The 14,568-nt window shown below is 35.7% G+C and carries 15 protein-coding genes and 1 other RNA gene; 2 read left to right on the top strand and 14 right to left on the bottom strand.

Annotation, left to right across the window (positions count from 1 at the left end):
* Positions 1 to 27: 27 nt before the first annotated feature.
* A complete protein-coding gene (locus RHO14_10265; protein WVD70736.1) occupies positions 28 to 273 on the top strand; it encodes a FeoC-like transcriptional regulator in 246 nt (81 codons plus the stop codon).
* Here RHO14_10265 and RHO14_10260 read toward each other — a convergent pair.
* The 14 genes from RHO14_10260 to xseB all read right to left on the bottom strand — a co-directional run bounded on the left by RHO14_10260 (position 266) and on the right by xseB (position 13,717).
* Positions 266 to 1,282: a nickel/cobalt transporter gene (locus tag RHO14_10260; protein ID WVD70735.1), complete on the bottom strand. Its 1,017-nt coding sequence runs from the start codon at positions 1,280 to 1,282 to the stop codon at positions 266 to 268. The two genes, RHO14_10265 and RHO14_10260, sit on opposite strands and share 8 nt — an antisense overlap.
* The gene (locus RHO14_10255; protein ID WVD70734.1) at positions 1,273 to 1,905 is read right to left on the bottom strand and encodes a DUF1007 family protein; all 633 of its coding nucleotides are present in this window, start codon (positions 1,903 to 1,905) and stop codon (positions 1,273 to 1,275) included. The genes RHO14_10260 and RHO14_10255 overlap by 10 nt, the downstream gene beginning before the upstream one ends.
* A 150-nt stretch (positions 1,906 to 2,055) precedes the next feature.
* Positions 2,056 to 4,062: a transketolase gene (gene tkt / locus RHO14_10250; GenBank protein WVD70733.1), complete on the bottom strand. Its 2,007-nt coding sequence runs from the start codon at positions 4,060 to 4,062 to the stop codon at positions 2,056 to 2,058.
* An 83-nt stretch (positions 4,063 to 4,145) separates the two neighbouring features.
* Positions 4,146 to 5,096, bottom strand: a complete 951-nt coding sequence (gene tal, locus RHO14_10245; protein WVD70732.1) for a transaldolase — start codon at positions 5,094 to 5,096, stop codon at positions 4,146 to 4,148.
* A 409-nt stretch (positions 5,097 to 5,505) separates the two neighbouring features.
* The gene (locus RHO14_10240) at positions 5,506 to 6,474 is read right to left on the bottom strand and encodes a sugar-binding transcriptional regulator (protein ID WVD70731.1); all 969 of its coding nucleotides are present in this window, start codon (positions 6,472 to 6,474) and stop codon (positions 5,506 to 5,508) included.
* A 145-nt stretch (positions 6,475 to 6,619) separates the two neighbouring features.
* Complete coding sequence (gene pgl / locus RHO14_10235) at positions 6,620 to 7,315, bottom strand: 6-phosphogluconolactonase (protein WVD70730.1); 696 nt, start codon at positions 7,313 to 7,315, stop codon at positions 6,620 to 6,622.
* A 12-nt stretch (positions 7,316 to 7,327) separates the two neighbouring features.
* A complete protein-coding gene (gene zwf / locus RHO14_10230; protein WVD70729.1) occupies positions 7,328 to 8,797 on the bottom strand; it encodes a glucose-6-phosphate dehydrogenase in 1,470 nt (489 codons plus the stop codon).
* Between the two features lie 330 nt (positions 8,798 to 9,127).
* Positions 9,128 to 9,412 carry a 50S ribosomal protein L25 gene (gene rplY, locus RHO14_10225; protein ID WVD70728.1) on the bottom strand — a complete coding sequence of 95 codons (285 nt, stop codon included), beginning with the start codon at positions 9,410 to 9,412 and terminating at the stop codon, positions 9,128 to 9,130.
* 122 nt (positions 9,413 to 9,534) lie between these two features.
* A complete protein-coding gene (locus RHO14_10220; GenBank protein ID WVD70727.1) occupies positions 9,535 to 10,104 on the bottom strand; it encodes a 5-formyltetrahydrofolate cyclo-ligase in 570 nt (189 codons plus the stop codon).
* Between the two features lie 24 nt (positions 10,105 to 10,128).
* A non-coding RNA gene (gene ssrS / locus RHO14_10215) (6S RNA) lies at positions 10,129 to 10,311 on the bottom strand.
* Between the two features lie 52 nt (positions 10,312 to 10,363).
* Complete coding sequence (gene zapA / locus RHO14_10210; protein WVD70726.1) at positions 10,364 to 10,672, bottom strand: cell division protein ZapA; 309 nt, start codon at positions 10,670 to 10,672, stop codon at positions 10,364 to 10,366.
* Positions 10,673 to 10,682: 10 nt separating this feature from the next.
* Positions 10,683 to 12,536, bottom strand: coding sequence for a 1-deoxy-D-xylulose-5-phosphate synthase (gene dxs, locus RHO14_10205; GenBank protein ID WVD70725.1), 1,854 nt, complete (start codon positions 12,534 to 12,536; stop codon positions 10,683 to 10,685).
* Between the two features lie 38 nt (positions 12,537 to 12,574).
* Complete coding sequence (ispA, locus tag RHO14_10200; GenBank protein ID WVD70724.1) at positions 12,575 to 13,459, bottom strand: (2E,6E)-farnesyl diphosphate synthase; 885 nt, start codon at positions 13,457 to 13,459, stop codon at positions 12,575 to 12,577.
* Positions 13,460 to 13,474: 15 nt separating this feature from the next.
* On the bottom strand, positions 13,475 to 13,717 hold the full coding sequence (xseB, locus tag RHO14_10195) for an exodeoxyribonuclease VII small subunit (protein WVD70723.1): 243 nt from the start codon (positions 13,715 to 13,717) through the stop codon (positions 13,475 to 13,477).
* 306 nt (positions 13,718 to 14,023) lie between these two features.
* Between xseB and hpt the strand changes: the two genes are divergently transcribed.
* Complete coding sequence (gene hpt / locus RHO14_10190; protein ID WVD70722.1) at positions 14,024 to 14,560, top strand: hypoxanthine phosphoribosyltransferase; 537 nt, start codon at positions 14,024 to 14,026, stop codon at positions 14,558 to 14,560.
* The last annotated feature ends 8 nt before the right edge of the window (positions 14,561 to 14,568 follow it).

Below are 14,568 nucleotides of genomic sequence, written 5' to 3'. Positions count from 1 at the left end.
TAGATTATTTAAATTAGGTTAATCATTATGTTAATGACGGATATTGCTTCATACCTTGAGTTAAATGGTCGGGCTTCTTTATTAGATTTATCAAGGCACTTTCGTATTGAAGAAAGTGCCATGCAACAAATGCTCTCTTTTTGGGTTAAAAAAGGGAAAATCAAACTTGTTGATGCATCACAATCTAATTGCACAACGGGGCACAAGTGTAGTGATTGTTTTGAATGTGATGATAGTGCCCATCAGGTTTATATTTGGGCTCATACTACTTAGCAAACAAAGGATTACCAGTAGCGTAGACAGAGTGCTCAATACCGACGATTAATATCAGTCCCATTAAGATAAATACAAGTCCGCCAACTAATCCAATAAACTGTATTATTATCGCAAATATTTGATATGAAGAACTTGATTGTTGCCTTAATAAGTATTCAGCAAATTTGCGGGCATAATGAACTAATAATGCAAAAAATGAGGTGGTAATGCTTGTGCCAATTGCCATCGCTAATGTAGCCATAATGCCCCAATAGTAGCTTCCCATCGTAAATGAAAAAATTAATACTAACAATGCGCCCGAACATGGCCTAACACCTACCGCTAAAATTATCGCTAAATCATCAAGCCAGTTTGTAGAACGAGTTATTTTATTTTGCCCACTAAGAACATGATAATTACAACATGCACATGAATTATGTTGTGCCGTTAAGGTATTTGAGGCGTCAGTTAACCGCGTTATTTTTTGTATTTTTAAATTTTGTTTATAAGCAAATTTGGTTAAATTAAGTAACTTTTTTGCGGCTTTATAGCATAAAAACAAGCCAACTAAGATGATTAATATGTAACTTGTTAACATCAACCAATACTCACTTATTTTTAGGTATTTAGTCGATAACTTGAGTACTATTAACATTAAGCTAATTACTACAATTGCAACGAGTGCTTGCATTAACGATGATAATATCGTGAGTTGTAAACTTTTCTTTAATTGTTTAGGCTGAGTTGCTAGATAGGTAGTAATGATAAATTTTCCGTGCCCAGGCCCTGCAGAGTGCAAAATGCCATACAAAAAACTAAACGACATTAACAATAATCCTGTCTGTAGTCCATCTGTTTTCGTTTTAATTAATAGCGCTATTAATTGTTTATGAAAGTAACGTTGCCAGCTTTGAGCGGCTATAACTAACTCTGTCCAATAGCTGTAAATTAATAGCCCGCCAAGCGTAATAAGTATGGCAAATAAACTTAGCTTAAGCGATATATGAGCAATGTTTTTTACTTGCATGACAAGATCACTTTTTGAGCAAATAGTTTACCTAGCACAAAATCGTCGGATTCCACTGGTGTATCTTCATTATCGAGTGATTGTGCATAGTCTAGAGTTTTATCATCAGGTGTTGGCTTTTCGATGATAATATTGCAGTTAGCATTGTTAACGGTAATATCATTGTCCTTTGCATAATACATATCAACATAAAACGTTTTTTCATATGTGATTAGTTCAAATTGATTATCGATGATTGATATTGGATTTTTTAATTTTACCCAAAAATTGACTACCGCTTTGTTATCATCAAAATCAAGCGTTGCATCTTTTTCTTGCGGCATTAGGATAATGGCTTTATTTTTTTCGATCGATTTTAGCCAAAATTCTGAGAAAAAATGATTTTCAAAAATATTAATCATTAAGTCATCAAAAACAACCTTTGGATCTTGTTCATATTCTAATTTGAGATAACTTGATGTTAGTTCATCCATTTGCCAAGTAAAGTGAAGCTTGGTTAACTGATTATCTTCAATATAAAATTCTGTGTTTAGGGTAATAAAACTATGAGGATGACTATAAACCATTAATGGAATTATAAGGATTAAACCTAAAAAATACTTTACGCTAGTAGGTCGTTTCATATCATTATATTCGTAGGTTATTTTGTTATACTATAACATAATGAATTTATAATTCTAATAGTATGATTAATTTAGTGTTGATATAAATAAGTTGGATTATAAAAAAATTAAGGGCGAAGATTCGCCCTTAAAGTATCGTTAAATTAACGGTTAGCTTAGTAATGCTTTGGCCTGCGCCATAACATTATCGATAGTGAAGCCAAACTCTTTAAATAGTAGCTCTGCTGGCGCTGACTCACCAAATGATGTCATACCAATCACTTTACCGTTTAAGCCAGTATATTTATACCAGTAATCAGCAATACCTGCTTCAATGGCAATACGTTTACTTACTGACGATGGTAATACAGACTCTTTATAAGCGGCATCTTGTTTATCAAAAGCATCCGTTGCAGGCATTGATACCACACGAACTTTTTTGCCGTCTTGGGTTAGTTTTTCATAAGCTTCAACAGCAAGTTCAACTTCAGATCCGGTTGCAATAAAGATAAGCTCAGGCGTTCCTGCGCAATCTTTAAGGATATAGCCACCACGATAAACATTAGCAAGTTGCTCAGCTGTGCGATCTTGCTGTTTAAGGTTTTGTCTTGAGAATATTAATGCTGTTGGCCCATCTTTACGTTCGATAGCATATTGCCAAGCAATTGCTGACTCAACTTGGTCACATGGTCTCCATGTACTCATATTTGGCGTTAAGCGTAAGCTTGCGATTTGTTCAACGGGTTGATGAGTCGGGCCATCTTCGCCGAGTCCGATTGAATCATGGGTATAAACAAAAATATTACGAATTTTCATTAATGCAGCCATACGCACCGCATTACGAGCATACTCCATAAACATTAAGAATGTCGCGCCGTAAGGAATGAATCCGCTATGTAGCGTAATACCATTCATTATTGCTGACATACCAAACTCACGTACACCATAGTGGATATAGTTACCATTTGGATTTGCTAGAATTTCTTTTGAGCCAGACCACATTGTTAAGTTACTTGGCGCAAGATCTGCACTACCGCCTAAAAATTCGGGTAAGATTTTAGCAAATTCTTCAATCGCATTTTGTGATGCTTTACGAGTAGCAATAGTTGCTGGATTTGCTTGCAGCTTTTCAACAAAGGCCTTAGCGTCGTGATGCCAGTTTTTAGGTAATTCATTATTGGTACGGCGCTTAAATTCGACTGCAAGCTCTGGATAAGCTTTTTCGTAAGCGGCAAATCGGTTATTCCAATTTGCTTCAAGTTCTTTACCTTTAGCTTTTGCATCCCAAGCTTCATAGTATTGCGCTGGAATTTCAAATGGCGCGTAGTTCCAACCAAGCTCTTTACGAGTTGCTTCAATTTCAGCATCACCAAGTGGTGCACCATGGCAATCATGGCTTCCTGCTTTATTAGGTGAACCAAAACCAATGACTGTTTTACACATTAATAATGATGGTTTATCCGTAACCGCTTGAGCTTGTTCAATCGCCACTTTTACCGCATTTGCATCATGGCCATCAATGCCGCGAATAACATGCCAGCCATAAGCTTCAAAGCGTTTAGCGGTATCATCAGTAAACCAACCTTCAATATGACCATCAATGGAAATACCATTATCATCATATAGTGCGATTAATTTGCCTAATTTTAAGGTACCAGCGAGTGAACATGCTTCATGAGAAATTCCTTCCATTAAGCAGCCATCACCTAAAAATGTATAGGTATAGTGATCAACAATATCATGGCCTGGTTTATTAAACTGCGCTGCCAATGTTTTTTCGGCAATTGCCATGCCAATTGCGTTAGCTATACCTTGGCCAAGTGGTCCGGTTGTTGTTTCAATTCCAGGTGCGTAACCATATTCTGGGTGACCAGGTGTTTTTGAATGTAGTTGACGGAAGTTTTTTAAATCATCAATAGATAGCGCATAACCAGTTAAATGTAATAGGCTATAGATCAACATTGAACCATGTCCATTTGATAATACAAATCGGTCGCGATCAACCCAATTTGGATTGGTTGGATTATGTTTTAAAAATCCTCGCCATAATGTTTCAGCTATATCCGCCATTCCCATTGGTGCTCCTGGGTGACCTGATTTTGCTTTTTGTACTCCATCCATACTCAGTGCACGAATCGCATTTGCCAACTCGCGGTGAGATAATGTACTTGCATTCATGTTGTCTTATCTCCAATAAAATTAAATTTATAAACGGTTAATACTGCCCGAAAAAAGGAGCAGTATTATTTAAATTTGGGCAATTATAATTGCTTTATCAACATATCTTCGAGTTTACCTTGGTCGACTGCAAACGCTCTGATCCCTTCTGCTAGTTTTTCAATAGCCATCGCGTCAGAATTATGTTGCCATCTAAATTCAGCTTCGGTCATTGGGGCAGGGCGACTAACTTTAGATTGGTTTGGTTCAAGTTTACGAACCACAGTTGCATTTGAGTTTTGCATTTCTGTTAATAAATTTGGTGAGATAGTTAAGCGATCACAACCTGCTAAAGCAAGAATTTGTTCAACCTTTCTAAAACTTGCACCCATAACAACTGTTTTGTAATCATGTTGCTTATAATAATTATAAATATTACGTACAGAAACAACGCCTGGGTCTTCATCTGGAACATAATTCGGGGTTGGCTGTTTTGCTTGGTACCAATCGTAAATTCTGCCAACAAAAGGAGAAATTAAAAAGGCACCGACTTCAGCACAAGCACGAGCCTGTGCGAAAGAGAATAGTAACGTTAAATTACAATTGATCCCTTCTTTTTCAAGAACTTCAGCTGCTTTTATGCCTTCCCAAGTTGAGGCGATTTTAATTAGGATACGAGACTTATCAATCCCTTTTTCTTGATACAGTGCAATAATTTTACGTGCTTTATCAACACAGCCTTGCTTGTCAAATGATAAGCGAGCATCGACTTCAGTTGAGATCCGACCGGGAACATATTTTAAAATTTCAGCGCCAATATTTACGGCTACTTGATCACTGGCATTTGTTAACTGCTCTTCTTTTGAGCCACCTAATTTTTTAGCTGTTTCAATCGCTGAATCAATTAAATATTTATATTGTGGTAATTGTGCTGCTTTTAATACTAACGATGGGTTAGTTGTTGCATCTTCTGGAGAGAATTGCTTGATTGAATCGATATCACCTGTATCGGCAACGACAACTGTATACTTCTTAAACTCATCTAATTGACTCATGGATATATCCTCAAAAAGAAAACATGTTTGATAAATAATAAACTCAATTATTATAGTAGAGTTATTGTGTTAATAACATAATAATTATACTCAATCACGTTTCACTCTAAGTTTGCGTGATCATAATTGGTTCTCTCTACTTCCGTTATTGGCTATTAAATTTAATACTTAGATTCTTCAATAATGACTTAGCAGATCTTATGAATTAAATTAAATACCTTTAATGTGTTCAAAAGTTCATTGCTGTAACTTTTGTTAGTATATAATATAAATATAAAACGGTACGTGATCAAGATCGTAATTTAATATTTTATGAGTAAATTATTACTAATAGCATTTATATATGCCAAGAATGATAAAATTAGACACTATACCAATAGTAAATGGCGTAATGATGTTGAACCTAGCATTATTTATGCTGTTGCAGATTTAGCACCGTACGAGCATTTGAGGCACTCGTTGCAATAATATCAATAACACCTGATTTTAATGCACCTAATATAGCCATTGCCTTCGTGTTTTCAGAAGCAATCGCTATCACACAAGGGATATTTTTTAGCTCTTCAATACTTAGCCCAATAACACGATCATTCATAACCGTATCAACGGGTCTACCTTGAATATCAAAAAATCCATAGCCCGCAATTTCACCTATCGCGCCTTGATTGATACTAGCATTGATGATTTCTTGAGGTGTAAACCAACCCAATTGCACCATATAACTATTATCGTTCATATCACCAAGGCCAACTAAGGCAATATCAGCTTTCCTCGCTCGTTCTAAAGTTTCTTTAATTACTCGGTTTTGTAAAAATGCTTTTTTTAATTCTCTATTTTCAACATAAGCCGGTGCATAAAGTGTTTCACTTGTTGCATTAAATTTTCGAGCTAAATTACGACTAATATGGTCAGCATCAATAAATTCGCCATCTCGAAGCGTTCCGCCAATACCACAGATAAATTTACACTGTTTTTCAGGAAAGACACCAATATGACTTGCAATGGCTGCAACATTCCGGCCTTGACCAACCGCGATTGACATGCCATTTTTTAGTACACTTGAAAGATAATTAGTGACGAGCGAAGCAACTTGTCTACGTTGTTCTTCTTCATCTTGGTGGTCAATGGCAATTAGCGCTCTTTTGATGCCAAATGCGTTAACAAACTGCTGTTCAATCTTTGAGCTAAAAATAGGGTGATATTTAACATTAATTTCAACAATACCTTCAGTTCGAGCTTTCTTTAATAAACGACCGACTTTGATACGTGAGATCCCAAATCGTTTAGCAATCTCTTCTTGAGTTTGCGCATTCTCATAATAAGCAACAGCAATCTCGGTTAGTAGTTCATTCTCTTGGTCTCGATCAAATATATCCATAATGTTGGCCTTAATAATCAATTATCTTGATTTATCTAAAAAGTATATTACAGAATCTTTTTACCCGTTTGCGAAAAGTCATTAATAACTCAATCAAGAAATATCAGCTTTTATTGCTGGTATCTCTTGATTTTATGAGTTCAAGTTAATTACACCAAAAGCCAACGACCTTTACTTTATCTTGCTGTAAAATAGCACGAATAGGCATATTAACAATATCTTTTCCATCTAAAGCTTGCGCTAAAACTGTTTTTTTACTATTACCAACTAAATGCAAATAAATGTTTTGGCTATTTAAAATGGCAGGTAATGTCAATGTGATGCGATCAAGTGGCGCTGTTAAGGGCGTCATGCCGACAACAACTTTGTTTGAATGCATGTCTAAGCCTGATGATAAATTTTCAGCATGAGGAAATAGTGACGCCGTGTGGCCATCTTCACCCATACCAAGAATGACAACATCAAATGGCATCGGTATTTCAGCGAGTTTTTCTTGCGTTGCAAGTTCGCCCTTAAAAGGCGTCGGTGCATTATTTTTTAAGCCGATAAAATTAGCTAGTGTTGCTTCATTTTGTAATAGATGAGTTATCACCAGTTTTTCATTACTCGCATCATCAGTACTATCAACCCAACGATCATCAACCAAGGTGATATAGATTTTACTCCATGGTAGTTGCTGTTTGCTTAATAGGTTAAATAATGGAATAGGTGTTTTACCGCCCGATACTGCAATTGAAGCAACGCCGCGTTTGTTTACGGCGCTTTTTAATTCAGTCACAATATTATTGACCATATCTTGTGTTAACTGCTCTGACGAACTATATTCATTTAATATAAACATAATGTTACCTTATTAAAATTCATTCCATGAACGGCCATCTTTAGTGATTAGTGCAACAGAGGCAACTGGGCCCCAAGTGCCTGCTTGATACGCTTTAGGTGCTTCTTTATCATCAGCCCATGCATTTAGTATTGAGTCTGCCCATTTCCATGCAGCTTCAACTTCATCACGGTGGACAAATAGTGCTTGGCGTCCACGCATAACTTCAAGTAATAAGCGCTCATAAGCATCAGCAATATGCTGGTGAAATGTTTCATCAAAACTCAAGTCTAGCTTAGTGGTCTGTAATGTTGTATTACTCTCAAGCCCAGGGACTTTATTTAAGATCTCAATATCAACACCTTCATCGGGTTGTAAACGGATCGTTAATTTATTTTGTGGTAACTGTGGATAGGAGTCACTAAATAGATTAAGTGGTTGATTTTTAAAGTAAATAACAACTTCTGAACATTTACTTGGCAAACGTTTACCTGTCCTTAAGTAGAAAGGTACGCCAGCCCAGCGCCAGTTATCAATATCAACGCGTATTGAGATAAATGTTTCAGTATTACTGGTTTTATTCGCACCATCTTCTTCTAAATAACCTGGTACGTTAACGCCATTAACAAATCCTGCTGTATATTGGCCTCGAACTGCTTTTTCTCGAATATTATGTTTTGTGATTGGTCTTAGCGCTTTTAATACCGTTATTTTTTCTTGGCGGATGCTGTTATCTTCTAAGTTTGCTGGAGGTGACATGGCTATCATTGTTAAAATTTGTAATAAATGATTTTGTACCATATCACGCATTTGGCCTGCTTTATCAAAATAGCTCCAACGTCCTTCAATACCCACTTGTTCGGCAACCGTAATTTGAACATGATCAATTGAGTTTCTATCCCATAAAGTCGAAAAAATAGGATTTGCAAAACGAAGTGCAAGAAGATTAAGCACTGTTTCTTTACCGAGATAATGGTCAATTCGATAAACTTGAGACTCTTCAAAATATTTAGCGACGGCATCATTAATATCACAAGAAGACTGTAAATCAGTTCCTAGTGGTTTTTCCATCACAATACGATTTTGACTCTGATTTAACCCCGCTTGAGCAAGGCCCTGACAAATAGTACCAAAGGTACCTGGATGCATAGCAAAATAAAAAATAGCTGGTTTATTTGAATTTAATTGATTTTTAAGGCCTTCAAAAGCAGCAAGATCATTTACATCAAGTTTATGAAAATCAAGCCTTGCACAAAAACGTTGCCAAATCTCATCTTCAATTGGATCACTCATAAAAGTAGATAATGCATCTTTAGCGATTTCTGCATAAGCGGTTTTATCCCAATCAGCTCTACCAACACCGAGTATTTTTGTTTCTTTAGGTAGGTGGCCATACTTTTCTAGCTGATACAAAGATGGGAGGAGTTTTCGCCTAGTTAAGTCACCTTTAGCGCCAAAAATTACCAGATCACATGCTGGTATATCCAAGTTATCAAAAGACATCACGTCTCTCCTAAATTTACTCATTAAGATTAATCTCTTTATATTATCATATCTATTTATGATTTATATATGCAGTCGATCAGTTTAGTGGTTCTTTAACCACATATACAATAATAATTAAGATACCGTTTTAATTATTATCATTTTTTCGGAATAATAATCTAGTTATTTCTGATTATTAGATTGATAGGTTGTGATTCTTTTTAGTTTTTCGCTTTGAGGAATAAGTTAAAAAGAATAATTGAATTAAGTTATATATTAGCGAAGATAATAGGGGACATTTAGGTTATTAAAAAGGCTGCAAATGCAGCCTAATATCAATTATATATACTATGCTCTAACAAAATCCATATGTAATAATTTTGGTTTGAAAGGATGGCGTTGTACAGCTTGAATTTTAACTTTAATTTCTTTGCCATCTACTGAAATTGTTAAAACTTCAGAATAAAATTCAGGTTTAGCTTGCATATTAAATACTTGGTTATGATCAAGTATGATTGATACAGCAGCTTCTGAACCACCGTAAATAATTGCTGGGAATTTACCCGCAAGACGCAGGCGGCGGCTCGCACTCTTTCCCTGCTCTTTTTTTGTTTCAGCATCTAATGTAAACATAATATCTCTCTTATTTATTAATAAACCAATTACAGGCGACCCAGCAATTGGCAAAATTTGATTGCTATATAAAGCGCGTGGATTATAGCTTTTTATTGTAATGACCGCAACTTAAATTAGTATTAAGCGTTAATAATCTCAGGTAGTTGAACATCCCAAGGTTGATTTGGGATATAGCTAATTTTTTGGCAGGTAAATGCAAGGCCAATTGGGTAGATGTCGGTTTGCTGATAACCCGTGAGTAATCGGTCATAATAGCCACGACCCATGCCAATACGATAGTTTCGCTCGTCAAAAGCGACAAGTGGCGTAAAAATAATATCTAATTTTTTATAAGGAATGATATTTCTAACATCCAATTTGGGTTGTAATATACCAAATCGATTACGCGTTAATTCTGTTTGTTTATCATAGCGAAGAAAAAGCATATGGTCATTATTAAAAGGGTGAATAATCGGGATGAAAATAGATTTTTTTTGTTGCCAGAAATACTCAATGATGGGTTTCGTATTTAATTCGCCATCAAAAGAAAGAAAAATGGCAATATGTTTTGCACTTGATACTTTAGGATGCTTTTTAATTTGTTGGTAAATACCATGCTCAGCTATCAAACGCTGTTCTTGTGGTAATTCGCGTCTAATATTACGAACTTTTGAGCGAATTTCTTTTGTAACTGATGATTGTGTTTGCATAATTTATTTCAAATTAAATTATTTAAGGTCTCCAAGATGTCGTTACAGGTTGTAACCCTTGAACCCGAAGTTCAAGGTGAGCACCACGTTTGATCTTTAGGTTTCCTTAACGAGAAGGCATACACACCAATCAATATTCATAGTAGCTCTATAAGTAAAGATTATCGGCTCAGGGGACTGACCCGTTCGCGAACATCTCAGAGATATCTATCATAATACAAATTTCTACAAATGGGCAAAAATTTTTTGACTATTTCGACTATAAAGATGACTGATTGCTAAAATTTAACGCATTTTCTAGTAATTTTTGTAGTGTTTTTAGACGATCATTAAATTCACTATCTAATTGGCCATTTTTAAGTTTTTCTTTAGTCAGCTCGTACGATATGTTAAGCGCAGCAGTAATAATAAGCTGATCGCTATTCATGAGTTGTGTTTTACGACGTAATTCATTAAGCCTATCATCGAGATCTTTTGCCGCTAAATTGAGCGCATCAATTTCATTGATCGGGCAAGATAACTTTAATGTCCGACCAAAAATATGAATATTAACAACTTGTGTATCCATGATTAACCTATTAATTTATAAATGATTTTATTTTTTCTGTTAGCTTATCAGCAGTTAAGCCGAGGCTATCTCTTATTTCTGCTTGTGAGCCTTGAGGTATAAACTTATCAGGTAAACCCAAATTTAACATATCACATTTAAGTTTTTTCGCCAGAATAAATTCATTTACAGCACTACCAGCGCCACCTTGAATAACATTCTCTTCTAAAGTGACTAGCGTTGAATGAGTTTGTGCCGCTTGTAAAATTGCAGATTCATCTAGTGGCTTAATAAATCGCATATCAATTACCGTTGCATCAAGCATTTGTGCTGATTTAAGTGCTTCAGGTAGTAATGAACCAAAGTTGAGAATAGCAATGTTACGCCCTTGACGGATAAGTTTACTTTTACCTATTTCTATTTTTTGTGGTGATGATGGCTCGTAATTATTTACATCACCTCTAGGATAGCGAACGACCGCCGGGCCTGAGCAATGGTAACCGGTATCAAGCATATTAAGACACTCAGTGCCATCACTTGGCGCCATAATAATTAGGTTTGGAATACAGCGTAGAAAGCTAATGTCAAATGCGCCTTGATGAGTAGGGCCATCTGGGCCAACAATTCCTGCACGATCAATTGCAAATAATACTGGTAAGTTTTGAATTGCAATATCATGAATAACTTGATCATAAGCGCGTTGTAAAAAAGTAGAGTAGATTGCAACGACTGGTTTTTTGCCATTAATTGCAAGCCCGGCTGCAAAGGTTACTGCGTGCTGCTCTGCAATTGCGACATCAAAAAACTGGTTTGGATAAAGTTCAGCAAATTTTTTCATGCCAGAACCTTCTCCCATAGCTGGCGTTATTGCCACTAACTTTTTATCTTGCTTTGCAACTTCACAAAGCCAATCACCAAATATTTGTGAGTAAGTTGGCACATGATTTGTTGTTTGGTCAATAATTCCTTCAGAAGGGTTAAATTTTGGTACACCATGCCAAAGTACGGGATTTTTTTCAGCAGGTGCATAGCCTTTGCCCTTTTGAGTTATAACATGTAATAGCTGTGGGCCTTTTAATTGACGAACTTTGGTTAGTGTACTTATTAAACTTTCTAAATCATGACCATCAACGGGGCCAATATAGTTAAAGCCAAGTTCTTCAAATAATATTGCTGGTGTCACTAAGCCTTTTAAATGTTCCTCTGTTTTCTTTAAAAATTCTTTGACTGGCGGAATATTTGAAAAAACCTTTTTACTGCCTTCACGCAGTGAAGCGTAAGTTCTGCTTGATAGGATCTGCGCTAGATGCTGATTTAGTGCGCCAACATTTTCTGAAATTGACATATCATTATCATTAACAATGACGAGCATGTCCGGCTTTAAATGGCCTGCGTGGTTCATAGCTTCAAACGCCATGCCAGCTGTTAATGCACCATCACCAATAACACAAGCGACTTTACGGCCCGTTTTTTCTTGCTGCTCAGCGATTGCAATTCCTAACGCGGCACTAATCGATGTTGAAGAGTGGCCAGTGCTTAAAACATCATATTCACTCTCTTCGCGCCAAGGGAAAGGATGCAGTCCATCTTTTTGCCTGATAGTTAACATCCGATCGCGCCTACCCGTTAATATTTTATGGGGATAAGCTTGATGACCGACATCCCAAATTAGCTGGTCAAAGGGTGTATTATAAACATAGTGTAACGCAATAGTGAGCTCAATGACTCCCAACCCTGAAGCTAAATGACCGCTTGAACGGCTGACACAGTTCAATAAAAATCGTCTTAATTCATCACTAATTTCAGGCAGTTGGTTAACAAGATAACGCCTTAAATCTTTTGGTGAATTAATCTCTTTAAGTAATGGATAATTATCAAGGTTCATTTTACTATTTTAACTTCTCTATTTAATGACAAAGTAAATTAACTATTTCGGGTAATAATAAAATCAGCTAATTGACGCAATGCCTTGCTATTATAAGGTATTTTATCTAATGCCTCGATAGCTTGCCGATAAAGATGCTGACAAGTTTGTATCGATTTTTCAAGGCCAATTAATGAGGTATACGTATTTTTAGCCAGTTGTTTATCCATACCTTGATTTTTACCCATTATATTTTTATTGCCAATAACATCTAAAATATCATCTTGAATTTGGAACGCAAGCCCGATGCAATGCGCATAATTATCGAGTGCTGATTGATATTGCATTGCTTTATCACCTACAGCAAACATACCAAAGCGCACGGCGGCTTTAATTAATGCGCCAGTTTTATATATATGAATTTGATCAAGCTCATCAATGGTAATGATATTATGCTCTGCTTGCAGGTCAAGTGATTGCCCTAAACACATTCCAGATATGCCACTTGCAGCAGAAAGCTCTTGCAGCATTAAGATTTTATTACTATCTGGCAAATAAGGATCTTGAGCGATTAATGAATATCCAAAAGATTGTAAGGCATCACCAGCTAAAATTGCCGTAGCTTCGCCATATTTGATATGACATGTCGGCATGCCTCGTCTTAATTCATCGTTATCCATGGCTGGTAAATCATCATGAATTAGCGAATAGGTATGGATAGCTTCTATAGCCATAGCTGAGGAATCAAGCTTTTCAAGCATACAATCAAACATTTGCCCAGTTGCATAAACTAAAAAAGGACGAATGCGCTTGCCACCTGCAAGTAAGCTGTATTGCATTGCCTCTTTTAACAAAGAAGCGTCAATATTTTCCATGCAATTAGCCAATAATTGATTTACTCTTTGGCTATATTGTTCATGTAACTTAATAAATGAATTATCCATAATCACAATTTAGTATTAATTGGCAGAATCAACAAAGTCAGTTAACTGTGCATCACTGCTCTCGGTAAGTAATATTTGAATTCTTTGCTCGGCATTTTGTAACTGAACTTGGCCTTGCTTCGATAATTTGACGCCTTTTTCAAATTCATTTAAGGCTTCATCTAAAGGCAAATTACCCAGCTCTAATTTGCTAACAACATTTTCTAATTCTTTAAGTATTTCTTCAAAAGAGGGTACTTTCTCACGCGCTTTAGCCATATTCTATCTCCTACTTTTACTGGCGGTTAGTATATACTCAATTCCATCGAAGTTATAGATTTTGTCAAATAATTATTCCGCAATTTAAATAAAAAAGTGTGTAAAGTTAATCTAACGCAATTTTTATTATATATTTTATGTTTTTGAAAAATATTAAATTGTTTTAATTTTTAGTTAATTAACCGTCATGATTGATTTAAAATTTAAAGAAGTGAAGATTATTTTGTCAGTTGTTATAACTTTACTATGATTTATAAGTAAATATTGATAGAATTTGTCGCGTTTATATACGAGATTGGTCTAAAGATGAAAAAACATAGTGTTGAAGTGATGATATCTGAACAAGATATTAAAAAAAGAGTACAAGCGTTAGGGCAGCAAATTAATAATGATTATAAAGATAGTAACAATGAATTAGTCTTGATTGGATTATTACGAGGCTCATTTATTTTTATGGCGGATTTAAGCCGTGCCATTACTGTAGGTCATGAGGTGGACTTTATGACTGCTTCAAGTTATGGCAGCGCGATGAATAGCAACCGTGATGTCAAAATTTTGAAAGATCTTGATGAAGATATTCGTGGTAAAGATGTATTAATTGTAGAAGATATTATTGATACCGGTAATACGTTAAGTAAAGTTAAAGAACTGCTTGAACTACGTGGACCAAGAAGTTTAAATATTTGTACATTATTAGATAAACCGTCTCGTCGTGAAGTTCCGGTGCCAGTTAAGTACATTGGATTTTCAATTCCAGATGAATTTGTTGTTGGTTATGGTATTGATTATGCTCAGCATTATCGCCACCTTCCTTATATTGGCCATGTTGTACTAGAAGAATAATTTAGTTT

The organism is Orbaceae bacterium lpD04, assembly GCA_036251935.1.
Taxonomy (GTDB): Bacteria; Pseudomonadota; Gammaproteobacteria; order Enterobacterales; family Orbaceae; genus Orbus; species Orbus wheelerorum.
This window is presented reverse-complemented; position numbering and strand designations above follow the sequence as displayed.